The sequence below is a fragment of the Nocardia sp. NPDC001965 genome (assembly GCF_053594175.1).
On record NZ_JBSFDZ010000031.1, the window covers coordinates 37,715 to 64,138 of the forward strand.

23 protein-coding genes are annotated in these 26,424 nt (G+C 67.3%); 7 read left to right on the top strand and 16 right to left on the bottom strand.

The genetic code is table 11. The annotated features are described in order from the left end of the window. Positions 1-180: 180 nt before the first annotated feature. Entirely contained in the window at positions 181-723 is a 543-nt protein-coding gene (locus ACWCPQ_RS28705; protein WP_449904652.1) for a C40 family peptidase, read from the top strand. A 122-nt stretch (positions 724-845) separates the two neighbouring features. Here the strand turns inward: ACWCPQ_RS28705 and ACWCPQ_RS28710 are convergent, their stop codons facing one another. Then, the gene (locus ACWCPQ_RS28710) at positions 846-2,012 is read right to left on the bottom strand and encodes a thiolase family protein (RefSeq protein WP_449904654.1); all 1,167 of its coding nucleotides are present in this window, start codon (positions 2,010-2,012) and stop codon (positions 846-848) included. Positions 2,013-3,181: 1,169 nt separating this feature from the next. Here ACWCPQ_RS28710 and ACWCPQ_RS28715 point away from each other — a divergent pair. Both ACWCPQ_RS28715 and ACWCPQ_RS28720 read left to right on the top strand, forming a co-directional pair. Beyond that, a complete protein-coding gene (locus ACWCPQ_RS28715; protein ID WP_449904656.1) occupies positions 3,182-4,012 on the top strand; it encodes an EamA family transporter in 831 nt (276 codons plus the stop codon). 39 nt (positions 4,013-4,051) lie between these two features. Further along, a complete protein-coding gene (locus tag ACWCPQ_RS28720; RefSeq protein ID WP_449904658.1) occupies positions 4,052-4,201 on the top strand; it encodes a hypothetical protein in 150 nt (49 codons plus the stop codon). Positions 4,202-4,321: 120 nt separating this feature from the next. Here ACWCPQ_RS28720 and ACWCPQ_RS28725 read toward each other — a convergent pair whose 3' ends face one another. The 8 genes from ACWCPQ_RS28725 to ACWCPQ_RS28760 form a co-directional block, all read right to left on the bottom strand. Then, on the bottom strand, positions 4,322-4,516 hold the full coding sequence (locus ACWCPQ_RS28725; protein WP_449904693.1) for a DUF5919 domain-containing protein: 195 nt from the start codon (positions 4,514-4,516) through the stop codon (positions 4,322-4,324). A gap of 23 nt (positions 4,517-4,539) precedes the next feature. Further along, positions 4,540-4,884 (bottom strand): hypothetical protein, encoded by a 345-nt coding sequence (locus ACWCPQ_RS28730; RefSeq protein ID WP_449904659.1) that lies wholly within the window; start codon positions 4,882-4,884, stop codon positions 4,540-4,542. A gap of 21 nt (positions 4,885-4,905) precedes the next feature. Then, positions 4,906-5,256, bottom strand: a complete 351-nt coding sequence (locus tag ACWCPQ_RS28735; protein ID WP_449904661.1) for a hypothetical protein — start codon at positions 5,254-5,256, stop codon at positions 4,906-4,908. A 181-nt stretch (positions 5,257-5,437) separates the two neighbouring features. Then, positions 5,438-6,202 (bottom strand): respiratory nitrate reductase subunit gamma, encoded by a 765-nt coding sequence (gene narI / locus ACWCPQ_RS28740; RefSeq protein ID WP_449904663.1) that lies wholly within the window; start codon positions 6,200-6,202, stop codon positions 5,438-5,440. Further along, a complete protein-coding gene (gene narJ, locus ACWCPQ_RS28745) occupies positions 6,199-6,948 on the bottom strand; it encodes a nitrate reductase molybdenum cofactor assembly chaperone (protein ID WP_449904664.1) in 750 nt (249 codons plus the stop codon). The genes narI and narJ overlap by 4 nt, the downstream gene beginning before the upstream one ends. Beyond that, complete coding sequence (narH, locus tag ACWCPQ_RS28750; protein ID WP_449904666.1) at positions 6,945-8,621, bottom strand: nitrate reductase subunit beta; 1,677 nt, start codon at positions 8,619-8,621, stop codon at positions 6,945-6,947. Before narH ends, narJ begins: the two co-directional genes overlap by 4 nt. Then, the gene (locus tag ACWCPQ_RS28755) at positions 8,621-12,316 is read right to left on the bottom strand and encodes a nitrate reductase subunit alpha (protein WP_449904668.1); all 3,696 of its coding nucleotides are present in this window, start codon (positions 12,314-12,316) and stop codon (positions 8,621-8,623) included. The genes narH and ACWCPQ_RS28755 overlap by 1 nt, the downstream gene beginning before the upstream one ends. Positions 12,317-12,449: 133 nt before the next feature. Continuing rightward, entirely contained in the window at positions 12,450-13,688 is a 1,239-nt protein-coding gene (locus ACWCPQ_RS28760) for a nitrate/nitrite transporter (protein WP_449904670.1), read from the bottom strand. Between the two features lie 292 nt (positions 13,689-13,980). Between ACWCPQ_RS28760 and ACWCPQ_RS28765 the strand changes: the two genes are divergently transcribed. Both ACWCPQ_RS28765 and ACWCPQ_RS28770 read left to right on the top strand, forming a co-directional pair. Next, a complete protein-coding gene (locus ACWCPQ_RS28765; protein WP_449904673.1) occupies positions 13,981-14,727 on the top strand; it encodes an RluA family pseudouridine synthase in 747 nt (248 codons plus the stop codon). Between the two features lie 342 nt (positions 14,728-15,069). After that, entirely contained in the window at positions 15,070-15,846 is a 777-nt protein-coding gene (locus ACWCPQ_RS28770; RefSeq protein ID WP_449904675.1) for a metallophosphoesterase, read from the top strand. 7 nt (positions 15,847-15,853) lie between these two features. Here the strand turns inward: ACWCPQ_RS28770 and ACWCPQ_RS28775 are convergent, their stop codons facing one another. Continuing rightward, positions 15,854-16,906, bottom strand: coding sequence for an AraC family transcriptional regulator (locus ACWCPQ_RS28775; RefSeq protein WP_449904677.1), 1,053 nt, complete (start codon positions 16,904-16,906; stop codon positions 15,854-15,856). A gap of 41 nt (positions 16,907-16,947) precedes the next feature. Further along, positions 16,948-17,862, bottom strand: a complete 915-nt coding sequence (locus ACWCPQ_RS28780) for a cation diffusion facilitator family transporter (RefSeq protein WP_449904679.1) — start codon at positions 17,860-17,862, stop codon at positions 16,948-16,950. 212 nt (positions 17,863-18,074) lie between these two features. On the opposite strand from ACWCPQ_RS28780, the gene ACWCPQ_RS28785 reads away from it, so the two are divergent. Together ACWCPQ_RS28785 and ACWCPQ_RS28790 are read left to right on the top strand one after the other, a co-directional pair. Beyond that, a complete protein-coding gene (locus tag ACWCPQ_RS28785; RefSeq protein WP_449904695.1) occupies positions 18,075-20,192 on the top strand; it encodes an ABC transporter ATP-binding protein in 2,118 nt (705 codons plus the stop codon). Beyond that, a complete protein-coding gene (locus tag ACWCPQ_RS28790) occupies positions 20,189-20,923 on the top strand; it encodes a CbiQ family ECF transporter T component (RefSeq protein WP_449904681.1) in 735 nt (244 codons plus the stop codon). The genes ACWCPQ_RS28785 and ACWCPQ_RS28790 overlap by 4 nt, the downstream gene beginning before the upstream one ends. A 214-nt stretch (positions 20,924-21,137) precedes the next feature. On the opposite strand, the gene ACWCPQ_RS28795 is transcribed toward ACWCPQ_RS28790, so the two are convergent. From ACWCPQ_RS28795 to ACWCPQ_RS28815, 5 genes are all read right to left on the bottom strand, one after another. Next, entirely contained in the window at positions 21,138-21,320 is a 183-nt protein-coding gene (locus tag ACWCPQ_RS28795) for an antitoxin (RefSeq protein ID WP_058853851.1), read from the bottom strand. 84 nt (positions 21,321-21,404) lie between these two features. Further along, positions 21,405-23,627 carry an ATP-dependent DNA ligase gene (locus ACWCPQ_RS28800; RefSeq protein ID WP_449904683.1) on the bottom strand — a complete coding sequence of 741 codons (2,223 nt, stop codon included), beginning with the start codon at positions 23,625-23,627 and terminating at the stop codon, positions 21,405-21,407. A 50-nt stretch (positions 23,628-23,677) separates the two neighbouring features. Beyond that, positions 23,678-23,917 (bottom strand): antitoxin, encoded by a 240-nt coding sequence (locus tag ACWCPQ_RS28805; RefSeq protein ID WP_449904685.1) that lies wholly within the window; start codon positions 23,915-23,917, stop codon positions 23,678-23,680. A gap of 34 nt (positions 23,918-23,951) precedes the next feature. After that, positions 23,952-25,100 carry an MBL fold metallo-hydrolase gene (locus ACWCPQ_RS28810; RefSeq protein WP_449904687.1) on the bottom strand — a complete coding sequence of 383 codons (1,149 nt, stop codon included), beginning with the start codon at positions 25,098-25,100 and terminating at the stop codon, positions 23,952-23,954. Next, complete coding sequence (locus ACWCPQ_RS28815) at positions 25,097-25,822, bottom strand: enoyl-CoA hydratase (protein WP_449904689.1); 726 nt, start codon at positions 25,820-25,822, stop codon at positions 25,097-25,099. Before ACWCPQ_RS28815 ends, ACWCPQ_RS28810 begins: the two co-directional genes overlap by 4 nt. Positions 25,823-26,424 lie beyond the last annotated feature (602 nt).

Sequence of the window (26,424 nt, forward strand, 5' to 3'; positions counted from 1 at the left end):
TCGTTTCCGGATCAGCGCGCAATAGAGCGAAATATGACTCCCCGGGTTTGCAGGACCGACATATAGCTGTGGTGTATTTCCAACGCTGTTCGAGCAGTCGGTGATGTTCTCACCGCGCACCTGGCGGTGAAAGTCGTTGTGATCCACCGGCTCTCGACCTGAGCACGGAGGACCGCAATTATGGATTCTGTACCGATACGTCAGCGCTGCGCCGCACTGGCCCTATTGGCCGCCGCGGCCGGCGCCATTCTCGGAACCACGGCACCCGCACAGGCTCAGCCGATCACCGTTCCCGGTCTCGGCACGTTCGAACTCCCTGATCAGATCCAGTTTCCGCCCGGAATCCCCGGTATCGGCGTCCCCGCCCCGCAGATCTCGCCCGCTCCGCCGGTCGGTGATATCGCAGTGGCGGCGGCACGCAGCAAGCTCGGGGCACCCTATGTATCCGGCGGCACCGGTCCCAATGTTTTCGACTGCTCGGGACTGGTGCAGTGGGCATACCAGCAAGCCGGAGTGCAGGTACCGCGCACCAGCTGGTCGCAGCTGTCCGCCGGTACCCCGGTCCCGCTGGATCAGCTGCACGTCGGCGATGTGATCTCCTACAGCGGTGGCGGTCATTCCGCCCTGTACGCCGGAGACGGTCAAGTGATCCACGCCGCGACCGACACGGTGGAGATATCCCCGCTGTCGTATTCGCCCGTGGTCGGAGCACGCCGCTTCTGACCCGGGCCGCGACGTGGTCCCGGCCGACCCGGCGGCAAGCCCGAACCACAGCCTCGGGCCCACGACGCACCCGCACAGCTCGGCCCCGGAACGGGTTACCGTTCCGGGGCCGAGCCGCAGGATCAGAGTCGTTCGATAATGGTGGCGTTGGCCAGGCCACCCGCCTCACACATCGTCTGCAACGCGTACCGGCCACCCGTCTGCTCGAGGTGGTTGACCATGGTGGCCAGGATCCGCACACCGGAAGCACCCAGCGGATGCCCCAGTGCGATGGCCCCGCCCCGCGGATTCAGCTTCTCCGGGTCGGCGTTCAGTTCGTGCTGCCAGACCAGCGGTACCGGCGCGAACGCCTCGTTGACCTCGTAGGCATCGATATCGTCGATCGTCAGCCCGGCCCGCTCCAGCACCTTCTTCGACGCCGGAACCGGCGCGGTCAGCATGAGCAGCGGATCGTCGCCGACCACCGCGAAGGAGTGGAAGCGCGCCCGCGGCCGCAGGCCGAGTTTCGTGGCCGCCTGCTCACTCATGATCAGCGCCGCCGACGCCCCGTCGGTGAGCGGCGAGGAGTTACCCGGGGTGATGGACCAGTCGATCTCCGGGAATCGCCGCGTGTACTGCTCGTCGGCGAACGCGGGCTTCAGACCGGCCAGCTTCTCCGGTGTGGACCCGGCCCGGATGGTCTCGTCGGCGGTCAGCTCACCGGCGGCCACCAGTTCCCGGTCGAACCCGCCGGCCGCCGCGGTCTCGGCCGCGAGCCGATGCGACCGCGCCGCGAACTCGTCCAGTGCGGCCCGATCGAACTTCCAGCGGGCGGCCAGGATCTCGGCGGCGACACCCTGCTGCACCAGACCCTCCGGGTACCGATGCGCGATGGGGCCGCGGTTGGCGTCCTGACCCTGAGCGTTGGAGAACATGGGCACCCGACTCATCGACTCCACGCCGCAGGCGATGGCGATATCGTAGGCACCCGCGATCACCCCCTGGGCAGCGAAATGCGCGGCCTGCTGAGAGGATCCGCACTGCCGGTCCACCGTGGTGGCCGGTACCGATTGGGGGAACCCGGCAGCCAGCACGGCGGTCCGGGAGATATTGAACGCCTGCTCCCCGCTCTGGGTGACACAGCCGCCGATCACATCGTCGACCAGCGCCGGATCCAGTTCGTTGCGCTGCAGCAGTTCGGTCAGCACCCCGGCGAGCAGGGTCGCCGGGTGTACCCCGGACAACCCACCACCGGCCTTACCCTTCCCGGACGGCGTGCGAACTACATCGACGATGACGGCGGACTGCATAGTCCCTCCTGAAATGCTCGTTCCGGCCGGTCGAGTTAATGACCGTTCTTAGATAAGTTAACACGGATTCGCATGGGTAGGCCAGAGCGGGTCCGCGCGGACCAGGCGAGATACAGGACAATTCGGCCCATCCGTTCGCTATAAGCTACCCAGGATGACGAATACGGCGATTCCGGTACTCGTGGGCCGACTGGCGTCCGGTCACACTGCGGGGTCTCGTGGGCGCTGTGGCCTGCGGAGGTTTACCCCGTCGGTTGCCTTCTGCGCCTCCGTCTTGCGCCCGATGACGACCGGCCTCGATACCCGGACTCGGAATCACGCTTCGCCACGATCCAGCCGAGAGAAGGACACGAACGAGAGCTGATCTCGGTCGAGTCGGGTGACAGCAGGGTTCAGCTCAGTTCCGGTCGGCTTCCGACTCAGGGAGGCGAGCCGGAGACCAGCGAACCGTGGGAGTACACGTGGACTCTCGAATACTGGTGGCCACAGGAGTCATGGGATAGCGAGCCGACCCTCACATGACCCTCCCACGGCCTGCACCTCACCTTGCCCGTCGATATCGGCGCCCTGCGAGCGGCAGCGAACCGCGCTACCGGCTGAGCCGACCAGGAAAAACTCGACACGAACGGCAGACTCGAACAGAACACTGCCGGTAGTCGAGCCGCGGTGATGCGCCCGTAGTCGCGGGCACATCACCGCGGCATTTCCTTCCCTCTTTATTCCTTTGTCGGAGCATATCGATCTCCGCACCCGCTGCAGACTGGTCCGTTGCTCATTCCTGTCGGCCTTTGCGTGATACCGCCGAGGCCTTCCGGTCGCGATGCCGGTGGACGATATGGAGCTCGGTCGGATAGCGGCGTGCCCGGCCCTGCTCGATTGCGTCGAGGACCGGGGCTTTCCGACTGCCGGCAAGTTACGGAATGGGGCAGCACGGTCAACATTTCGTGAACCGTCCGGTGGGTAACACCGAAAAGCCGTGCATTTCCCGCCTGCGGGAAAAACTACGGATGCCTATTGGTAGTTTCGACCATTACTGTGACGCCGTGTCACTCACTCCAGCAGTCGATCCCGTCTTATCGAGCACGTCAGGACGTGGATACCGAGCCCCGGGCGTACCGGCCCACGTGCTCGTAGTCGCCGCGATGATATGCATTCATCTCGGTTCGGCCATGGCCAAGAATTTGATCGAAATCGCCGGCGCCCAGACGACGGTATGTCTGCGCATCGCATTCGCCGGACTTCTCGCGATTCTCATCTGGCGTCCCTCCCTGCGGATCGATCCCCGCGCCGTTCCCGGCATCATGGCGCTCGGCGCGGCGATCGCGCTGATGAACCTCTGCTTCTACGCCGCCATCGAGCACATTCCGCTCGGTATGGCGGTCACCATCGAATTCCTCGGCCCGCTCTGCGTCGCCCTGCTCACCTCCTGGCGGCCGAGCAACCTGATCCTGGCCGCGACCGCGGGCGTCGGCGTACTACTCCTGACCGATTCCGCCGGAACCGCCTCGTGGACCGGCATCGGCTTCGCGCTGCTGTCCGGACTCGGCTGGGCCGGCTACATCGTCTTCGGCAAAGCGGTCGCCCGCTACACCGCGACCAACGACGCCCTCGCCCTCGCCCTGGGGCTCGGCGCCCTGGTCACGGTCCCGGTACTGCTGACCCGCGCCGAGGACCTCCCTCTCGACCCGTGGTTCCTCATCGGAGCAGTCGCCGTCGCCGTCCTCACCTCGCTGGTCCCACACGCCATCGAACTCAACGCGCTACGCCGCATGGAGGTCTCGACCTTCGGCGTCATGATGAGCATGGGGCCCGCGGTGGCCGCCCTGGCCGGACTCCTCCTGCTCGGTGAGACATTGCGGCCGGCGCAGTGGTTGGGTATCGCCGCGGTGGTCGGCGCCAGCGCGGGCGCGACCCTGCTCGCCGACCGGCGCGCACCCGCCACACTCGAAACCCCCGGGGAGCACCAGCCGATCCCCGGCAAGGCAGTTCCGGTTCCCTGACCCGTGGATACGGCGCGCACACCGCGTTCGGCGTCACCGATGCTCTTGCGATACCGCCCCGAGACAACGGTGCGCGGCGCGTACGGGTCGGTCGACGTCGCCGGTGTGCACGCCGTCTCCGAAACCGCCTCGGGAAAGCTGGCCATCGCGCGCAGAGCTGTTGCCCAGGGCGCCGATCTGCGATGTTGAATCGAGCGATCTCGTCATAGGTCCGAAGGCGCAGGAAGCCTTGTGGCGTCGGGGAAGAGCTACCTCGGAGTCGGACAAAGAGTATGTGTGGACGCTCGATCCCATCGACGGGACCTCAAATTAAATGGCGCTCCGATGACCCCGATCTTCGGCTGTCCATCGTGCAGCAGTGCCAGCGAGAAGGCACCTGATCTCAGCACCGGAGTCCAGCAACCGATAGATCTCGTGTTCGGGATATTGCTGGCACATGAGATTCAGCGAGATACCGACCATATCTATGGTGCGCGCGCACTCGAACAACTGTTGGGGCGGCATCCGTTGCGTGCAGGCGGCACGGCTCAAGAAGACCGATTCGATATCGGCAGTGGGAGACTCGCCCCCGGAGTCGGCTCCGGAGCGACTAGGATTCTCGGAAGCACCGGGTCCGGATCGGCTTCCGCGTGATGCTGGAACAGCTCCTCCATCGACCGGCCCGGAAACATGTCTTGCAGGATGCGGCGATGGTGCGGACAGGGCAGGCCGCTGATATCCCCGGACAACCAGCGGTAGAACTGCGCCTTCTTCGGACCGCATCCCACGATCGCTGGATCGATCTTCAGTGCATGCCGGTCGTACTCCCTGTTGAACGCCGCGACCGTTTGCAAGTGGCGTTGTTGCAAGAGCACTTTCAGGAAGGTCGCCATGTCCCATCTCCAGGGGTGTGGTCAACGCGGGCAGCCGAGAACAGAAGAGACGCAGAAGATATCACCGCGATGAAGCCGGGACACGGAGAGCGACGAGACGAGACCGCCCTTCAGGAGACGCTCGGGCAGTAGTTGTCCGCTGCTTTCGACAGGAGTGATCCGATTGGCCTCCATCAGGCAATACCCTGCCCGTCCAGAATCACTTTCAGGACGCCACTGTTCCGCATGGACGAATAGGGCGAACCGCTGATGCCGCATGCCATCGTGTTTCTGAAGCGTTCGCTCTGTGACGTCGGCCGAGGGTTGCTCGAGACCGAATGCGGGTTGCTCGCCGCTGCGCACGGGTTCCATGCTCAACGCGTCGCGGTCCACGATCCGAGCGACCCGGTCCCGTGGACCTTGGACGAAGTCCTGAGATCGGGTCCCAGCGGAATCATCATTCCGTCCCTGGACCATATCGATTTCCGCGCACGTCACGTGTTGACGCGTTGTTCACTTCTGGTTGGGCGACCATACCGGCTTACCGCCCGAAGACCACAACTAGGAAGTCGGATTACCGAATCCGCTCCCACCCCCGCCGCTCCGGCCGGGAACCCAGTTCCCGGTCGCGGCTGCGGTAGACGATATAGGGCCTGGTCAGGTATCCGAGCGGCATCGAGAACACGTGGACCAGCCGGGTGAACGGCCAGAACGCGAACAGCAGCCAGGCGGCGAGCGCATGGAGCTGGAAACCGATGGGGGCGGCCAGGATCAGATCGGTGTCCGGGCGGAAGGACAGGATCGAGCGGAACCACGGGGAGACCGTCTGCCGGTAGTCGTGCGGATGGTTGTTCGCGTTGTTGACCACGGTGGTGCCGAACCCCAGGAGCAGGGTGCCGATGAGCAGCACATACATGATCTTGTCGTTGGTGGTGGTCGCGGAGAATACCGGGCCGGTGGTGCGGCGGCGATAGATGAGGATCGCGGCGCCCGCGAGGGTGGCCACCCCGGCCAGTATCCCGAGGATGGTCGACGCGGCGTGATACACCCCCTCACCGATACCGAGGCCCTCGGTCCAGCCCTCGGGTATCAACAGGCCGACGATATGGCCGAGGATCACCAGCAGGATCCCGTAGTGGAACAGCGGGCTGCCCAGCCGCAGCAGCCGGTTCTCGTAGAGCTGGGAGGAACGGGTGGTCCAGCCGAACTTGTCGTAGCGGTAGCGCCAGTAGTGGCCCACCAGGAAGATCGCGATGGATGCGTAGGGCAGCGCGACCCACAGCAGAATATCGCCGGCGGTGAGGCTTTCGCCCGGGGCAGCGAGCACGGTGATGTTCATCGACGTGCCTCCGTGTTCATTTGCCCCGCCTCCGGCGTTCGTGCCGATGATCCGGAGTAGGCGGAGGAGGGGTCCGGACCGGCGCGGCCGGTTGCGGGGCGGGCAACGACCGGATCGGGGAGGTACTGCGGTGGGGTGAACGGGGCGAGGCCGACGGCTTCCTCGGGTGGGCCTGCGGCGATGAGCCGGGCGACGGCGTCTTCTTCGGAGCCGACCAGTGCGGGCAGGGTCGCGGTGACCGATTCGAGGACGTCCGCCCAGGGCGAGCCGAAGTCGCGCAAGCCCCGGCGCATCACTTCCAGGCCGGCTCGATGCTCGGTGAGCAGGCGCAACCCGGTTTCGGGGTTGCCGGACGCGGCGAACTCGAGTACCACGGAGAGGTGGTCGGGTAGTTCCGCGTCGGAGAGTTTCAGCCCGGCTTCGCGGTACGCCTGTTTGAAACGCAGCAGCGCGACGCCGCGTTTGCGGGTGTCGCCGTAGGCGAAATAGGTGAGGTAGGGGCTGAACCGTTTGCGGTGATCGAAGGTCGCCACATAGTCGGCGGCGAGTTCGAAGACCGACCTGGTGCGCACATGACTCAGGAATTGGGTGAGCGGAGCACCCACCGGCGGGGGAAGTGTCGCCGCCACCGCGCCCAGTAGATCCATGGTGCGGCGCAGCGATTCGTCCGGGTAGCCGAGCAGCAACGACTGCACCTGCCAGGCGGCGGCGCGGGCGGCCGGGTCCAGACCTCGGGCGGCCTTCATCGCTGGTCGTCCGCGTCGCCGGATGCCGGGCTGCCCTCGGGCGGGAAGAGCCCGTCGGGGACCTTTCCGTCCCAGTTGAGCAGGTTCACCCGGCCGCGGCCGCCGACGCTGGTGGCGGTTTCGGCGGTCTGCCGGTTACGCAGCATGCGGAAGTTCTCCACCGCGATGGGCGAGACTCCGCCGGAACTCTCGCCGAACGGGCCGGAACCGGTCATTCCCGGACCGCCCTCGTAGTCCAGGCTGCATTCGGTGGCGAGTTCTTCCAGCCCGTGCGCCGATTCGGTATGTGCGGGCGGAATCACGTAGCGCTCGTCGTATTTGGCCAGGGCGAGCAGCCGGAACATATCGTAGATCTGCTCCCCGGTCATCCCCACCGCCGCGGCGATACGCTCCTGGGGTGCGCGGCCGAGATTGATATCGCGCATATAGCTGCGCATGGCGGCCAACCGGTGCAGTACCGCGTTCACCGGTTTCGGATCCCCCGCGGTGAACAGTTGCGCGAGATAATCCACCGGAATGCGCAGCGCCTCGATCGCGGCGAAGAGATTGCCGTAGTCCTCGGCATCGTGGCCGGTATCGCGGACGATATCGACCACCGGTGACAGCGGCGGGATGTACCAGACCATCGGCATCGTGCGGTATTCCGGATGCAGCGGCAGCGCCACCTTATAGGTGTTGATCAGCGAATAGATCGGCGAACGGTCGGCGGCCTCGACCCAGTCCCACGGAATACCGGCCCGTTCGGCTTCCCGGCGCACCTCCGGGTCGGCGGGATCGAGGAAGACCTCCCGCTGCGCTTCGTAGAGTCCCTGTTCGTCCGGCGTTGCCGCGGCTTCGAGCACTTTGTCGGCGTCGTAGAGGACCAGGCCGATATAGCGCAACCGGCCCACGCAGGTTTCCGCGCAGACCGTCGGCAATCCGACCTCCACCCGCGGGAAACAGAACGTGCACTTCTCGGCTTTCCCGGTGCGGTGGTTGAAATAGACCTTCTTGTACGGGCACCCGGAGACACACATCCGCCAGCCCCGGCAGCGGTCCTGATCCACCAGGACGATCCCGTCCTCACTGCGCTTGTAGATCGCGCCCGAGGGACACGAGGCGGCGCAGGACGGATTCAGGCAGTGCTCGCAGATCCGCGGCAGATAGAACATGAAGGTCTGCTCGAATTCGAAACGCACCTTCTCGGCGAGTTTGCGCAACAGCGGGTCGCGATCACCGAATTCGGGTGCGCCGCCGAGATCGTCGTCCCAGTTCGCCGACCATTCGATCTTCGTATCCTCGCCGGTGATCAGCGATTTCGGCCGGGCCACCGGGGTGTGGCGCTGGGCGGGTGCGGTGGTGAGGTTCTCGTAATCGTAGGTCCAGGGTTCGTAATAGTCGCTCAGGGCGGGCAGGATCGGATTGCTGAAGATCGTGAACAGTTTGCGCAACCGACCGCCACCCTTGAGCTGCAGACGCCCCCGACGGTTCAGCTCCCAGCCGCCGCGCCACCGATCCTGATCCTCATAGGTACGCGGATAGCCCTGCCCGGGCCGGGTCTCCACATTGTTGAACCACACGTACTCCACGCCCGACCGGTTGGTCCACGCCTGTTTACAGGTGACCGAACAGGTATGACAGCCGATACATTTGTCGAGGTTCATCACCATCGCCATCTGTGCCATCACCCGCATCAGTAGCTCACCTCCTGGCTGCGACGGCGGATCACGGTCACCTCGTCGCGTTGATTACCGGTGGGTCCGAGATAGTTGAACGCGAAACTGAGCTGGGCGTATCCGCCGATCAGATGGGTGGGTTTGACCAGCAGCCGGGTCAGCGAATTGTGGATACCGCCGCGATGCCCGGAGGTTTCGCTGATCGGCACGTCGATGAGCCGATCCTGCGCGTGGTACATGTACACCGTCCCGGCCGGCATCCGGTGCGAGACCACCGCGCGCGCCACCACCACGCCGTTGCGGTTGACCGCCTCCACCCATTCGTTGTCGGCGACACCGATCGTCGCCGCGTCGCGCGGCGAAATCCAGATATTCGGCCCACCGCGCGAAAGGCTCAGCATGAACAGGTTGTCCTGATATTCGGAGTGGATCGACCATTTGCTGTGCGGGGTGAGATAGCGGACGGTGACCCCGAGCTCTCCCGTCGAACCCAGCACCGGTTCCCCGAACAGGGCGGCCATGTTCAGTGGCGGCCGGTACACCGGAAGTCCCTCGCCGAGTTCGGTCATCCAATCGTGGTCGAGATAGAAATGCTGGCGACCGGTGAGCGTATGCCAGGGTTTGCGGCGTTCGATATTGATCGTGAACGGCGAATACCGGCGGCCGCCGGCTTCCGACCCCGACCATTCCGGTGAGGTGATCACCGGAACCGGGGCGGCCTGGGTATCGGCGAAGGTGATCTGTTTGCCCTCGTGTTCGGCGGCCAGATCGGCGAGCTGCACGCCGGTGCGCTGTTCGAGCGTCCGGAAACCCTCGGCGGCCAGGCGCCCGTTGGTGGTGCCGGACAGGGCGAGAACGGCCTCGCAGGCCTGGATACCGCGCTGCAACGACGGCCGGCCGTCGGCCGGGCCACCGCGGATCACCCCGTTCTTGTGCCGCAGATATTCGACCTCGGGTCCGAAATCGAAGGTGACGCCCTTCGTCGTACCGCCGAGTTTCTCCGCCAGCGGGCCCAGCGCGCTCATCTTGGCGGCGATCGCGCCGTAATCGCGCTCCACCACCACCAGTTTCGGCATGGTGACTCCGGGTACCGGTTCGGTATCCCCGGTCTTCCAATCCGCGACCCGGCCGTGTGGCGTGGCGAGTTCGTCGGGGGTGTCGTGCAACAGCGGGACCGCCACCACGTCTTTGCGGACCCCGAGCCGGGGACCGGCGAGCTCACTGAACTTCTCGGCGATCGCCCGGAAAGCGTCCCAATCGGTGCGCGTCTGCCAGGGCGGCGCGATGGCCGGATTGAACGAATGCACGAACGGGTGCATATCGGTGGTGTTCAGATCGTGTTTCTCGTACCAGGTCGCGGCGGGCAGCACGATATCGGAGAACAAAGTGGTGCTGGTCATCCGGAAATCCAGGGTGAGCAGCAGATCGAGTTTGCCGCGCGGGGCGTCGGGCCGCCACACCACGTCCCGCGGACGCGCCCCCGCCGGCGTCTGTTTGGCACGCAGCGAGGATTCGGTGCCCAGGAGATGTTCGAGGAAGTACTCGTTGCCCTTGGCCGAGGAACCCAGCGGATTCGCTCGCCACACGCTCAGTATCCGCGGGAAGTTCTCGGGAGCGTCGGGGTCCTCGCAGGCGAAGCGCATACGGCCGGAACGCAATTCCGACACCACATAACCGGCCAGCGATCCGCCCTCGGCTTCGGCGGCATCGACCAGTTCCAGCGGGTTGCGGTCGAACGTGGGATACGACGGCATCCAGCCCAGCCGCGCCGATTGTGCGATCACATCGGCGGTACTCATCCCTGCCAGCTGCCCGGCACCGGGCGTGGCCGAGAGTTTGTCCGCGCCGAACCAGTCGTAGCGGAACTGATTCGAATGCAGGTACCAGAAAGCGGTCTGGATCATCTGCCGCGGCGGCCGCGACCAGTCCAGCGCCGAGGCCAGCTGCGTCCAGCCGGTGATCGGGCGGCATTTCTCCTGACCGACGTAGTGCGCCCAGCCCCCGCCGTTCACGCCCTGGCATCCGGTGAGTGTGGTCAAGGTGAGGAACGCGCGGTAGATGGTGTCGGAGTGGAACCAGTGGTTGGTACCGGCGCCCATGATGATCATCGAACGGCCGTTGCTCTCCTCGGCGTTGCCCGCGAACTCGCGTGCGATCCGCAGCGCCACCGAGGCCGGGACACCGGTGATGGATTCCTGCCAGGCCGGGGTGTAGGGCTGGGAGGGGTCGTCGTAGTCGACCGGCCACTTCCCCGGCAGACCTTCCCGGTGCACTCCGAACTGCGCCAGCATCAGATCGAACACCGTGGTCACCAGGTGACCGTTCACCCGGCGTACCGGCACGCCCCGCAGCATCGCGGAATCCGCGCTGCCGACGGTGTCGAAGCGGGGCAGCGAGACCGGCACCGCGGTTCTGCCGAACAGTGTCAGCTGCGGTACCACGCCTTCCAGGTCCAGATTCCAGTTCCCCATTCCGGTTTCGCCGTAGCGGTGACCGACCGAACCGTTCGGGACGACCGGACGGCCGTCGGCCGCGAGCACCACGGTTTTGAATGCCGCGTTCTCCACCCCGGCGTACTCGTCGAGGTCGGCGGCGGTCAGGAACTTGCCCGCGACATAACCGTCCGCGGTCTCCTCCACCCGTACCAGGAACGGCAGATCGGTGAACTGGCGCACATAGCTCGCGAAATACGGCACCTCGCGTTCGACGAAGAACTCGCGCAACACCACATGCCCCATCGCCATGGCCAGCGCGCCGTCGGTGCCGGGATGCGGGGCCAGCCATTCGTCGGCGAATTTCACATTGTCGGCGTAGTCCGGGGAGACGGCGACGACCTTCTGCCCGCGATACCGGGCCTCGGTCATCCAGTGCGCGTCCGGGGTGCGGGTCACCGGCAGATTCGACCCCCACATGATCAAGTAGCCGGCGTCCCACCAGTCCCCCGATTCCGGGACGTCGGTCTGGTCGCCGAACACCTGTGGTGAGGCCACCGGCAGATCCGCGTACCAGTCGTAGAAGGACAGCATGGTCCCGCCCACCAGCGAGACGAACCGCGCGCCCGACGCGTGCGAAACCATCGACATCGCCGGAATCGGCGAGAAACCCGCGATCCGGTCCGGGCCGTACCGGGCGATGGTGTGGATATGGGCGGCCGCGATCATCTCGGTCGCCTCGTCCCAGGTCGCCCGCACCAGCCCACCCTTACCGCGCGCGGATTTGTAGCGCTTCGCCGACTCCGGATCCTCGACGATGGTCTCCCACGCGGTCACCGGATCACCGGTGGCCGCCTTCGCGGCCCGGTACATCTCGAGCAGCACGCCCCGGATATACGGATACCGCACCCGGGTGGGCGAATAGGTGTACCAGGAGAACGCCGCACCCCGCGGACAGCCGCGCGGCTCGTACTCGGGTTTGTCCGGGCCCACCGACGGATAGTCGGTCTGCTGGGTCTCCCAGGTGATGATCCCGTCCTTGACATAGATCTTCCAGGAGCACGATCCGGTGCAGTTCACCCCGTGCGTGGACCGCACCACCTTGTCGTGACTCCAGCGGTCCCGATAGAACTCGTCCGCCTGCCGGCCCCCGACCTCGAACATCGCCCGCCGATCCGGCGATATGTCGGCGCGGGTGAAGAAACGCCGGGTCCCCACCAGCGCATCGGTGAGCCCGTCGTCGAGCCCCGCCTGCCCCGAACCCCGGCGCGTATGAGTCATCAGGCCTCCTTCGAAGCGGTTACATACGGTTCGCGGAGGCTGCAGCAAAGGCGGAGGACCGCATTACAGAACCTCCTCGAAGCAGTCGGATGCGATCCGCGGAGGCTGCAGCGAAGGCGGAGGTATCGCAACATCAGGTCTGGTTCCGGTCGACTTGCTGCCGTACGACGATCACCGTGAACAGCAGTGCGACGAGGGCGACGACCGCCAAGGCCAGCAGGCCCGGCCCGTAATCGCCGGTGGTCTCGTAGATGGCGCCCATCACCAGCGGCGGAACGAATCCGCCCAGGCCGCCGGCGGCCCCGACGAACCCGGTGACCGCGCCGACCTTGCCGGGCGGCGCGATCAGGGCCACCAGAGCGAAGGTGGCACCGCTTCCGGCGCCGAGCGCTGCGGCCAGCGCGAGGAAGGCGATGGTGCCCGTCGGTGCGAGGCCGGGAGTGACGGCCTGGACGGAGGCGCCGATCACGACGACACAGAGTGTGGTCGCCAGGACGGTGGGCGCGTCGAATCGGTCGGCCAGCCAGCCGCCGACCGGTCGCATGATCACCGCGAGCAGTACGAACCCGGCCATCCGGTTCGCCGCATCGGCCTGCGACAGATCGTAGGCGGTACGCAGATAGGAGGGCAGGTACACCGAGAACGCGACGAAACCACCGAACGAGACGGCGTACAGCGCCGAGGCCGCCCAGGTCGCGGGTAGGCGTACGGTCTGCTTCAACCGGTCGGTCATCGATTCGGTGGGCGGGGTGCGCCCGGGTGCGTCACGCAGCAGATACCAGGCGACGGCCGCGTAGATCAGCAGCGCCATCGCGCACAGCAGGAAAGGTGTGGCGGTGTTACCCGCGTCCACCAAGCGCACCGTGGTCAGGGCGCTGATCGCGGTACCGCCCATCCCCATGCCGTACACACCGATCGCCAGTCCCTGCTTCTGCGGCGGGAACCACGCGCTCACGAACGGCACCCCGACCGCGAACACCGTGCCGCCGATACCGAGGAAGAAGCCGCCGATCAGCAGCGCCGCCAACGCCGAATGCCCGATGAGCCCCAAGAACAGCACCGGGACCACCGTGATCACCGAGACCGCCGGGAACATCAGACGTCCGCCGTAGCGGTCGGCCAGCGCGCCGATCGGGATCCGCCCCAGCGATCCCACGATCACCGGAACGGCGACCACCAGTGATTCCTGGAAGGAGTTCAGCCCCAACTCGTCGCGGAATCGCGGCGCCAGCGGGCTCAGCAGCGCCCACGCCCAGAAGTTGAGCGCGAACCCCACTGTGGCCAGGATCAGCATCTGGGTGCGCCCGCCCGGCGCGATCCGGTCGCCGACCATGATCCGGCCGGGATTGCGCGGAGTAAAGGAGGCCACCATCACTCCTGGGGAGGTCGGTCCGGCTAGCTCTCGCGCCCGGTGGACACCTGGTCCACGTCGACCCGCTCGACGGGCGATTCGGTCGTCGAACGCGGTTCGAGAGGGCGAACCCTCGCGAACCGCCGTATGCGATATCACTGACTCAGGCCTGCTGTCGCCATTGTGCCTTCTACGGCGGCCGACTCTCGGCCCATCCGGGATCCCGGGAGTTTCGCGATATCGCCGGTACCCGGCCGGACTCCGGAACCTGTCCACAGCAGGCGACGATCCGTTGTGGTCCTAAGCTCGACCGGTGGATATCGACTGGCCCGAGCTGCGCGCCCGCAGCCTGCTCATCGAGGACGAGGCGATCCTGGCTCTGAACAAACCCGCCGGGATCTCGGTCACCGGAGAACGCCACGACAGCGATATCGTGGCGGCCGCCGAGGAACACGGCGAGAAGTTGTATCCGGTGCACCGGATCGACAAGGTGACCTCGGGGCTCATTCTCTTCGCCCGGGATCTGTCGGCCCACGGCCCGCTGACCCGCCAGTTCAACAAGCAGACCGCTGAAAAGATCTATCTGGCGATAGTCGACGCCGGCTCGACCGAACTCCCCGAGACCGGGACCGTCGAACTTCCGCTCAGCGTGGGCCGCAAGAATCGCGTCCGGGTCGCTGCCCCCCGCGAAACCATCCGGCGCGACGCCGATCGCTGGTCCGTGGCCGAATCGGACCTGCTGAACACCAAGAACTATCCGTCCACCACCGAATTCACGGTCCTGGCCCGCCAGCCCGGTCACACGGTCGTGGCTCTGCGGCCGATCAGCGGCCGCCGCCATCAGCTGCGAGTGCACCTGGCCTGGATCGGCCACCCGATCCTGGGCGACCCGCTGTTCGATCGCTCCGGCGCCTTCCCGCGTGCCCACCTGCATTCGTGGCGCCTGACGCTGTCCGCCGACTGGCGCCCCGACGGCCGGCTGGCCTTGGCGGCGGCGCCCGGGGACGACTTCTGGGCGCCGCTGGCCGGTCCGCCACCGGTTCTACCCGATCCCCGGTGACTTCGCCGGAGCGCGGCCGCCCCGGGTGGGCGCGGACCGGATGCCCCGGGTGGAGAAGCCACGCGAGCCCCGCCACATCTCGCGCATCGTGCACCGCTGGTGTCCTCGCTCATAGCTCCGCTGTTCATGCCCCTTATCTGCCCTAAGCTGGCTGTTGGAACCGACACCGGACCGGGACTCCACGCGGTGTCGGGTGCTACGAGCTCGGAAAGGGCCGAGTCCGTCCGGTCGTTGCCCTCGCGAAATGCCTGCGCCGAGGTATGTGTTTCGCGGGTGCAACGGCGGGACTCAGGGGCCTCGACCCTGTGCGCCGGCGACGCACAATCGAACACAGGAGGCCCGATGATCCTGGTGGCCCAGGTCAGCGATACACATTTCGATCTCGGTACCCGTAACGTCGAACGTGCGCAACGGGTGATGGCCTATCTGGCGGATCTGCGGCGACGGCCCGATGTGATCGTGGTGACCGGGGATATCACCGATTCCGGGAAGCCCGAGCAGTACGCCGAGGCACGGTCGGCACTGCAGGCCGATCTGCCGGTACTCGCGATTCCGGGTAATCACGACGAACGTGCCGCGTTCCGTGAGGTGCTGCTGGGCACTCCCCCGCTCGACGACCCCGTCAATCATGTGCACCGGGTCGGTGGCCTGACGTTGATCCTGCTGGATTCCAGCGTTCCCGGTCAGTCCGCCGGGCGCCTGACCGAGCAGACCTACGACTGGTTGCACAGCACTCTCGCCGAGACTCCCGGCGACGACGCCGTCCTGTTGGCGCTGCATCATCCACCGGTGTTCCTGCACAGCCCGATCGTGGATTCCATCGCCCTGGCCGGGCCGGAACGGCTCGCCGCAGTGATCGCCGCCGACGAACGGATCATCGGGACCCTGGCCGGGCACGCGCATACCGCCGCCGTGGCCACCTTCGCCGGACGCCCCCTGCTCATGGGACCGAGTACCGCGTCGGTGCTGGGCGGCGAATGGGAGCTGGCGCCACCCGAGCGAGTGATGGACTACGCGCCGGATCCGGCCGTGGCGCTCCATGTGGTCGACGACGACCACCGGTTGATCACGCATTTCCGTAGCGTCCCGATGGGTGGCTGGATCGGTACTCCGTTCTGATCGCCGGTCAGTACCGGCCGGCACGGGCGCGGCGATAGGCGGCGGGGGTGCCGCCCGTCCAGCGCCGGAACGCGTAGATGAAGGTCGATGCCTCCGCGTAGCCGAGCCGGATCGCGACATCGCTCACCGACAGCGGTGTGGTGGTCAGCATCTCCTCGGCCAGGGCCTGACGCACCTCGTCGAGCAGCGCGCGGTAGCTGGTACCGGCGGCGTCGAGGTGGCGGCGCAGGGTGCGCGTGCTCATGTTCAGATCGCCGGCCACCGTGTCGATACCGGGCGGTGCGGCGAGACCGTCCAGACCGCCGCGCGGCACGAGCCGGGCCCGCACCTCCGCGGCGATCCCGGTCCGGGCCCGGCGGCGGTGCACCAGGTCCCGGCACTGGGCCAGACAGATGGCCAGGGTGTGCTCGTTGGCCTGCGGTAGCGGCCGGTCGAGGATCGCCGGATCGATGGCCACCAGGTTGTCCGGCTGCCCGAACCGCGGCCGGGCGACGGTCACCTCTTGGATCAGATCCGCGTAGGACGGTTCGGGGAACCGGAATTCGGCGCGCAGCAGGGCCAGATGACGGCCGAGCAGGTCGCTCATCACCTGATGCATCGCCGTCACATCGCGTTCCACCAAGAACTGACGGACATCGGCGGGCACCGATTCGTCGTGGATGCGGCCGATGAATTCGCCGTGCTCCCACTGGGTCACGGGCAGGCAGAAGGTGAAGCTCAGTTCGAGGTAGCGCAGGGCGAAATCGATGGCCTCGGCCAGTGTCGGGCTGCTCACGCAGGCGAACCCGAAGATTCCGAAGGTGGTGATGCGGTACCGCCGGCCCACCTCGACGCCCATACCGGGCCGGTCCAGTTCGCGGACCAGGTTGCGGACCACGGCGAGTTCGGTGTGCGCGTCGATCTGGGCGTCCGGATCGTGCAGCCGGGCTTCGGTCAGGTCGGTACCGCGCAGTAGCGCCGAGAGGGAAACTCCGTGCTCGGTTCCGTATCCGGCCATCAGCGCGACACTGGCGACTCCCCGGGGGAAGTCCCAGTCCCGGATCGACGGACTCTGCACCATCCCGACATTATGGCCGAATATCTCGATCGATCGTCAGGGGTTCACCAGGAGAGCTCGGCACAGCGGCGGGCGGTATCGGCGGACTCGACCTGGAGGGTCGCGTGCTGGATATGGAACCGCTCGGCCAGCAGGCGCTGGGCAGCGCGCAGGATCTCGTCACCGGCGTCCGCGCCGGTGGTGGTGATATGGGCCGAGGCGACCTCCATACCCGAGGTCAGGGTCCAGACGTGCAGATCGTGGACATCGCAGACCCCCGGCACGGCGGCCAGCTCACCGGCCACCTTCTCCACATCCAGTTCCTCGGGGCTGTGCTGGAACAAGATGCGCAGCGACCGCCGGGCCAGCAGATAGGTGCGGGGCAGAACCCACAGGCCGATCGCGACGCCGACGATCATATCGGCGTAGAGCCAGCCGGTCGTCAGCGTGATCGCGGCGGACACCAGTACGCCGAACGAGCCGACCATATCGGCCAGGACCTCGAGATAGGCCCCCCGCACATTGAGGCTCTCCTCAGCTCCCCGCCGCAGCAGCAGGAAGGCCGCGATATTGGCCACCAGGCCGATCGCGCCGGCGGCGAGCACCGGACCGCCGGGCACCTCCGGCGGTTCACCGAACCGGCGCACCGCTTCGACCAGCACATATCCGGCGACAGCGAAGAGCAGGACGGCATTGGCGAGCGCGGCGATCACCTCGGCGCGGTAATAGCCGAAGGTGCGGGTGTAGCTCGGGCGGGTGTTACGGGCCAGCGCGATCGCCGACAGCGCCATGGCGATACCCACGACGTCGGTGAGCATATGGGCCGCGTCCGACAGCAGTGCCAGCGAACCGGTGGCCAGCGCGACCACCAGCTCTATCAGCATGAATCCCACGCCGATGGCCAATGCCAGAGCCAACCGGCCGACATACTTCCCGGAGGCGCTCTCCGGTGATACGTGATGCGTATGATCATGTCCCACCCGACAAACATATGCGTCAATGCGCATGCTTGCAATACCTTCGATTCGCGCCCACCCGCCCGGCTGGCAGACTTGAGTTCGTGAGTGACCAGTCCGCAGCCACCCGACCCGGCGAACCGGACCGGGACCCCGGCGCCACGGCGCTCGACTCGGCCGGGTCCGGCACCGCACCGGGCGACAGTGCGCGCAGCGGGACCGGACACGCCACGGCACTGCGTCCGATCGAACTCGCCACCGGGGCGGTACTGGGCGGCGTCACCGTCGGACTGGTGACCATCGGCACCGTCGTCCCCTTCGCCGCCGCACTCCAGCTCGTCGCGGCGGTTCCGATGGGCCTGCTCGCTCATCGCTACCGCTTCCGGACCGTGTTCACCGCCTCGGTATCGGCCGCCCTGGTCACCTTTGTCGCGGCCGGGCTCACCGCCGCCATGGCCATGGTCGCCACCGCCACCATCGGCGGTATCGTCGGCACCGTCAAACGCCGCCACGGCGGCCTGGTCGCGGTCACCGGGCTGTCGATTCTCGCCGGCATCGCGTGGGGAGCCTTCTCGATCGGGTTCCTGCTGGCCTTCTCGGCGACCCGCAATCTGCTCTTCGACACCGTCCGCAACACCGCGACCGGTCTGAACGAGCTCACGTCCCGGCAGCGGCATCTGGAACCGCTGGGCCGCGGCGTACTGCATCTCACCGATACCGTCCTGCAGTGGTGGTGGGTCTATATCGGCGGCACGGTCCTGGTCGGCACCGTGGTCACCGCGCTGGTCTCCTGGTTCGTCCTCGGGTCCGTACTGGACCGGCTCAGCTGGCTACCCGGCACCGACCGGCTCGACGCACCCGCCGACCACCGGCCGATCGCCCCACTGCCGGTGACGCTGCGCGGGGCCGGATACCGGTATCCCGGCGCGCCCGCGGACGCGCTGACCGGAATCGACCTGCGGGTCGAAGTCGGCGAATTCGTCGCGGTGGTCGGGCACAACGGATCGGGCAAATCGACCCTCACCCGGCTGCTGGCCGGGCTTCCGCCCAGCAGCGGAAGCGTCGAACGACCGGGTTCCGCCGGGCTCGGCCATCTCGGCGGAACGGCACTGGTCCTGCAACGCCCGGAGAGCCAGACGCTGGGCGTACTGGTCGCCGACGATGTGGTCTGGGGGCTACCCGCCGCGCTCGCGGCCGAGGTCGATATCGACGCACTCCTGCACGAAGTGGGGCTGGACGGGATGGGCGGCCGGGAAACCGCGACCCTGTCCGGCGGTCAGCAGCAGCGGCTGGCGGTCGCGGCCGCCCTGGCCCGCCGCCCGGCCCTGCTCATCGCCGACGAAGCCACCTCGATGATCGACCCGGAGGGTCGACGCGAACTGGTGAGCCTGCTGGCCGGTCTGCCGAAACGGCACGCCATGGCGGTACTGCTGGTGACCCATCACGAGGCCGACGCCGGTGCCGCCGACCGCGTGGTGCACCTGGCCGGGGGCCGGATGGTCGGTCACCTACCGGCCTGGCCGAAACCGGCCCGGGCGCAACGCCGCCGCCCCATGGGCGACACCCTGCTCGAACTGCGCGGTGTCCGGCACACCTACAACCGCGGCACCCCGTGGGAGGCACCCGCCCTGCACGGGGTCGATCTGTCGGTGCGGCGCGGGGAGGCACTGTTGGTCGTCGGCGGGAACGGGTCCGGGAAGTCGACGCTGGCCTGGATCATGGCCGGGCTGATCGCGCCCAGCACCGGGCGCTGCGAACTGGCGGGGAAACCGGTCAGCAGGCAGATCGGCCGGGTGGAACTGGCGTTCCAGCATTCCCGGCTGCAGTTGCAGCGGCACACCGTCGGCGAGGAGGTCGCCGACTGGGGCGGTGAGGGCACCGGTTCCGGGACCGTGGGCAAAGCGCTCGACGCCGTCGGCCTGGACCGCGCGCTGACCACCCGGTCCATCGAGGAACTCAGCGGTGGCCAGGCGAAACGGGTGGTGCTGGCCGCCATCGTCGCCGCCCACCCGCAGGTGGTCGTACTGGACGAACCGCTGGCCGGACTGGACCCGGAGGGCCGCGCCGATATCGTCGAGTTGCTGGCGCGCCTACGTGACTCGGGCCTCACCCTGATCGTCATCTCACACGATGTCGAGGATGTGGCCGCCATCTGCGACCGTACCGTCCATCTGCGGGCCGGCCGGATCCCGGAAACCGAGGCCGCACCGGTTCCCGTTCCCGGAACCGAATCCGATACGGCGCCCGTACCACCTGTCCATCCACCCGGTTCGGCACACCGCCCGGCCCCGGAACCCACCTGGCGGCTGCGTGGTGGCGACGCCCACGGTATCGACCACGGAGGTGCGCGATGAGCACTGTGCTGCTGCGCCGGGTCCCCGTCACCAGTCCGGTCCACAACCTGTGGGCCGGGACCAAGATGATCGGCGCGTTCCTGATCAGCCTGTTGCTGATGGTTCTGCCCAGCTGGCCCATCCTCGGCATCATGATCGTGTTCCTGATCGCGATCGGCATCGTGGCCCGGCTGCCGCTCGGGGTACTGCCCCGGCTGCCGTTCCTGTTCTGGCTGCTGATCGGGCTGGGCGCGCTGATCAATGTGCCCGTCGGTGGTACCGCCGTGCTGCGGTACGCGCAGGTGGTGGTGTTCGGGCTGATCCTGGTGGCCGCGTCGATGCTCATCGCCTGGACCACCCCCATGAGCGAAATCGCCCCCGCCCTGGCCACACTCGGCCGACCCTTGCGGAAACTGCGTGTCCCGGTCGACGAGCTGGCAGTGGTCGTCGCCCTCACCCTGCGCGGGCTGCCGCTGCTGCTGGAGGAGATCCGCATCCTGCGGGCCGCCCGCCGGCTACGCCCCAAACCCGGTCTGCTGCACCGCACCACCGACCCGGTGATCGATATCCTCACCGCCGCCATGGCGGTATCCACCCGGCGCGCCGGCGAGTTGGGCGAGGCGATCACCGCGCGTGGCGGGACCGGTCAGCTCACCGCCCGCCCCGCCGCCCCCGGCCGCAACGATGTGATCGCGCTGATCGTGGTCGTAGCGGTATGCGCGGGCGCTTTGACAATGGAAATACTGTTGTGAAGGTATAGGACATCCCTACACGCACATCCGTCCCGGTGACCCGCGTACGCAACCCTGCCCTCGTGCCGAGTCATACGAGGCCCACAAAGGTCGAGGCCCGTCCCGCCGTTCAGCCCTCGAAAGCGCATGCGCGAAGCGCGAGTCTCGAGGGCTGAACGGCGGGACCTCGGGGGCCTCGACCCCGCGGCGCCGCAGGCGCCGCCGATGAACACAGCTACTTCTTCTGGTCGCGCACAGCCTTGCGGGCGGCTTCCTGTGCCTTGTCCACCTGTCCGGCGTATTTGCCGCCGGTCTTCTTGTCGACCGCGTCGCCGACCTTCTCGATCAGCGGATCCACCTTGTCCGCGTTCTTGCGCGCCAAACCCAGTGCCTTGTTCGCCAGGCCCTTGAAATCCATCTCTGCTCCTTGTTCGAACTCGCTCGAACATCACAGTACCCAGCGGATTCGGGCCACGGGCCACATCCTCGACAGCGACGGCGCTCACAGTTCGCCCAGCCATGCCGGATGCCAGAGCCGGCCGGTCTCGGTCCAATCCATGTACCGCACAGTGCCTTCCACCTTCGGCGTCACCCAGATCGCATCGCGGCGTTCCGCGGCGGACAGATCGCCGGCGAACGGGCTGGTCTTGCGTTCCAGCCGGTGCAACCGCGCGGCGAGTTCACGCATACCCGCATCACCGAAGCCCGTACCGACCCGACCCGCGTACACGAGACCGTCTTCGGCCGCAATCCCCACCAGCAGTGAGGCGAACGGGCGCGCGCGGCTGCGCCGCATACCACCCACCACCACTCGCTGGGTCCGCCAGTTTCGCTGTTTCACCCAGGCGTGCCCGCGGGTTCCGGGCAGGTACACCGAATCCAGTCGTTTGGCGACGACCCCTTCCACCCCGTCCTGTTCGCTGCGCCGCACCGCGTCCGCTCCGCTGCCTTCGTAAGGTGGTGGTACGCGCAGCGCGGGTGCGGTGGCGGCGAGCGCCTCGAGCACCCGGCGGCGGTCGCGGTAGCGCTTCCGCAGGAGCGAGGTGCCGTCGAGGTAGAGCAGGTCGAATGCCACGAATTCCGCGCGGCGCGGATTCGCTTTCAGTAGCGCGATGTTCACCGCACCGTCCGGATCGCGCACGATGATCTCCCCGTCCAGCACGACCTGATGGCCTTTCAGATCGGCGGCCAGCTCGGCGAGCTGCGGATAGCGTGCCGTGACATCGTTGCCCGCCCGGCTGCGCAACCGGAGTTCACCGGAGTCGATCTCGACGATGAGCCGGAAGCCGTCCCATTTGCGTTCGAACACCCACTCCGATTCCGGGAGTCCGGTCACTTCGCCGCTGGTGGCCAGCATGGGTGTCAGGCCGCGCGGTAGTTCGGCCGCGGGGGCCGGCTGGTCCTTCATCAGATGCATGAGCCATTGATCGCCCTCGGTGCGGATCAGCGCATAGCGCCCGTCGAGGCGGTCGCCGCGCAGGACCACGATCACCTCGTCGTCCCGCCATTTCTCGGTCCGGTAGGTACCGGTGTCCCAGATCGACATCTCGCCGCCGCCGTATTCGCCCGCCGGTATGGTGCCGTGGAAATCCAGGTATTCCAGCGGATGGTCCTCGGTGTGCACGGCGAGCCGGTTCTGGCTGGGACTGTCCGGTGGCCCTTTGGGGACCGCCCAGGAGACCAGGACACCCTCGCGTTCCAGCCGGACATCCCAGTGCAGGCGGCGCGCATGGTGCTCGTGTACCACGAACCGGTCGCCGGCCCCGGGCCGCGGCGAGGTCGCGGGCACCGGTTCCGGGGTCCGCGCCGGATCCCGCATGGACCGGTATTTCGTCAGTGCGTCGTCGAGCGGCGGATCCAGACCCGCGAGCAGGTCGCCGTCGGACCGGTATCGGCGCAGCACCTCGTCGAAACGCAGCTGCCGCAGGTCGGCGCCGTTCTCGATCTCGTCCCAGCTGCGCGGTGCCGCGACGTTCGGTTCGGCGCGGCCACGCAGCGAGTACGGCGCGATTGTGGTTTTCGACGGATTGTTCTGGCTCCAGTCCAGGAAGACCTTGCCGGTCCGGACCTTCTTCGCCATGGTGGCCGTCACCAGATCGGGCAGCAGTTTCTCCAGGTTGTCCGCCACCTGTTTCGCCACCGTCGACGCCCCGCCGGGGCTCAGCGCCCGATCCAGCGGAACGTAGAGGTGGATACCCTTGCTGCCGCTGGTGAGCGGATAGGCGCGCATCCCGATCTCGCCGACCATATCCCGGATGCCGAGCGCCACCCGCGCGCATTCGGCCAGTCCGGCGCCCGGGCCGGGATCCAGGTCGAACACCAGCCGCGTGGCCGGGCCGCGCTCGGCACCGTCGAAGCGCCACTGCGGTACATGGATCTCCAATGCCGCCTGCTGACCGAGCCAGACCAGTCCCGCCTGCGAGGAGATGACCGGGTAGGTCACCTCGCGGTCGGAGTGCCGCTGGCTGCGGCGGGGCACCCAGGACGGAGTCCCGGCGGCGAGGTTCTTCTCGAAGAACGAGGACGCCGCGACACCGTCGGGCCAGCGTTTCCGGGTGACCGGGCGGTCCGCCAGATGCGGCAGCATGGCAGGGGCGATATCGGCGTAGTACTCGATCACCTCGCCCTTGGTGGTGCCGGTCTCCGGATACAGCACCTTGTCCGGGTTGCTCAGCCGGACTTCGATATCCGGCTGCCCGGGCTCACCTGCGAAACTCCGGGCCACCCCGGATCACATCCGCGGGCGGACAACCCCGTCCGGTGTCGCGCCGCCGATCACGGACGCGGATCCGGCCCCGGGCCACCGGCCGGTCCGGGGCCACCCGGATGCTCCGGCGGGACCACCTTGCGGGCGGCCTCCTTACCCTTCTGGATCTTGTCCGAGTACTTGCCCTTGGTCTTCTGGTCGAGGAAATCCCCGGCCTTGTCGACCGCCTGATTGATCTTGTCGGAGTTCTTCGCGGCTGTTTCCTGGCCCTTGCCGACCAGGTTCTTCAGGTTGTCCATCAAGCTCATAGCCGATTCCTTCCCTGTCACCGTGCGGAAGCGTTCACTCCATATCCTCCCACCAGGAACGCCCGGGCGGGAGGTCACGAATATCGAGCCGTTCACCGGGCACCGGTACCGCGATCTCGGTACCCGCCGCCGCGGCCGAGTCGACCAGACGGCGGACGGGTTCGGCCCAGGGATGGGGTGCGAGGTTGAACGTCGCCCAGTGGATCGGCACCAGCACGCCGTGCTCCGGTTCACCCAGGCACAGGTCGGCGTGTGCGCGCACCGCCTCCTCCGGGTTCATGTGGATATCGGCCCAGTGCGAGTCGTAGGCGCCGATCGGCAGCAGGGTCAGATCGAACGGACCCCACTGCGCGCCCGTCGCCGCGAACGCTTTGGTGAATCCGGTGTCGCCACCGAAATACGCCCGGTGCTTCGCGCCGACGAGCGCCCAACCTGCCCAGAGCGTGGTGTTGCGGACGAGTCCGCGGCCCGAGAAGTGCCGGGCCTCCGCGCAGACGACGGTGAGTTCGGGACGGTCGTCATCGGGGGCGGACAGCGAATACGTGCAGCCCCAATCGAGTTCGACGATCCGCGACTCCGGCACCCCCCAGTGCCGCAGATGCGCCCCCACCCCGATCGGCACCACGAAAACGGATTGTTGCGTATGCACCAGGGTGGCGATGGTGTCGGCGTCGAGATGGTCGTAGTGGTCGTGTGAGATCACCACGGCGTCCACCGGGGGTAATTCGTCCAGCGCCACCGGGACGGGGTGGATGCGGGACGGGCCGACCAGCCGGGACGGCGAGACCCGCTCGCTCCACACCGGGTCGGTGAGCACCCGGTACCCGTCCACCTCGATCAGCGCGCTGGCGTGCCCGTACCAGGTGACCGCGAGTTCCGCGGCCGTCCCTGGCTGCCGGGATTCGGCCAGTGGCACCGCGCCCTTCGGGCGTCCGGCCCGCATACCGGCCACCATCGACAGCAGACCGGTCGGGTTCTCGCGCACCACGATCGGTGACGCGGGTTCGGTGTTGTGGAACTGGCGGTCCCGATAGCTGCGGGCGCCGGAGGCGGTGGGCGCGATCGCGGAGACCGAGGCGCCCAGCGCGGCCGGCAGCCCGTCCAGGGCCCGCGCCACCCAGCCGAATACCGTCATCCCGGCCAGTCCGGCCGCCGCCGCGACGGCAGTGCGCGGCCGCATCATTTGCCCACGAACTTGGCGGGACGCTTCTCCTGCCGGGCCTGCCTGCCCTCTTCGGCGTCCGCGCTGGACCATGCTGCCTCCAATGCGGCCTGCTGTTCGTTGTTGGCCGGCTCGCGGGTGCCGTCGTCGTTGAGTTCCAGTTTGAGATGGCGCAGCGACAGCGGCGCCAGTTCGGCGACGGACTTCGCCCAGCCCTGGGCGTCGGCCAACGTGCCGAGCCGGTTGGCGAATCCGAAGGTGTAGGCATCGGACGCCGAAATGGGCTCGGCACCGAGCAGCACGGTACGGGCCGGGCCACCGCCGATCAGCGAGACCAGCCGACGTGTAGTCCAACGATCCACGGAGATACCGAGTTTCGCGGCCGGTATGGCGAGGTAGGAGTCCGGCGCCATCACCCGCAGATCCGCCGCCATCGCAAGCTGCACTCCCGCCCCGAGCGCGGGGCCGTTCAGCGCGGCGATCACCGGCACCGGCATCGCCTCGACCTCGTGCAACATATCCAGCAGGGCGTCGAGGAATTCCGTCGAGTACACGCCGTCGAGATCCGCGCCGGCGCTGAAGACCGGGCCGCGCCCGGTGATCACGACGACCCGGGAATCGCGGCGGGCATTGGACAGCGCCTCCCGGAGCCGGGTGACCAGATCCAGGTTCAGCGCGTTTCGCCGCTCTTCGCGCTGCAGTTCGATGGTGACGACGTCGCCGTCACGGCTGACCCCGAGCATGTTTGTCCTTCCCCGCTGAACGAATACCGATACAAACCGCCGATAAGGATGCGTTACTGCCCACTCTGCCACAGGAACGGGACCGGCCCGGGGAAGGCCGGAGCTGCACTTGCGGGTGTGGTCGAGGCCCGGAGCCGCAACCCATGGCAGACACCGACCGAGCCCGCAGGACGCCCAGTCGAAGATCGACGGCCACCGGACACCGACCCGTGTGAGCCTCCCCACACCGCCGAACCGCCCCTTCACCTCCCGCCCACTCCCAACGAACCCACCACGGTCTTGGAGCGACAAAGCGAAGGAACACAACAACCGACCGCAGAGGTGAAGAACCAAGATCACGAAGACCTCGACCACCCCACTGAAAGCAGAGCCCACCACAAAGGCGAGGCCCGCCCCGGTTCTGGAGCGACAAAGCGAAGAAACACAACAACCGACCGCAGAGGTGAAGAACCAAGATCACGAAGACCTCGACCACCCCACTGAAAACAGAGCCCACCACAAAGGCGAGGCCCGCCCCGGTTCTGGAGCGACAGAGCGAAGGAGCGCAGCGACTGAGCGGCGGAGTGAAGAACCGGGGTTAATAGGGCCCCGCCCGCCCCGCC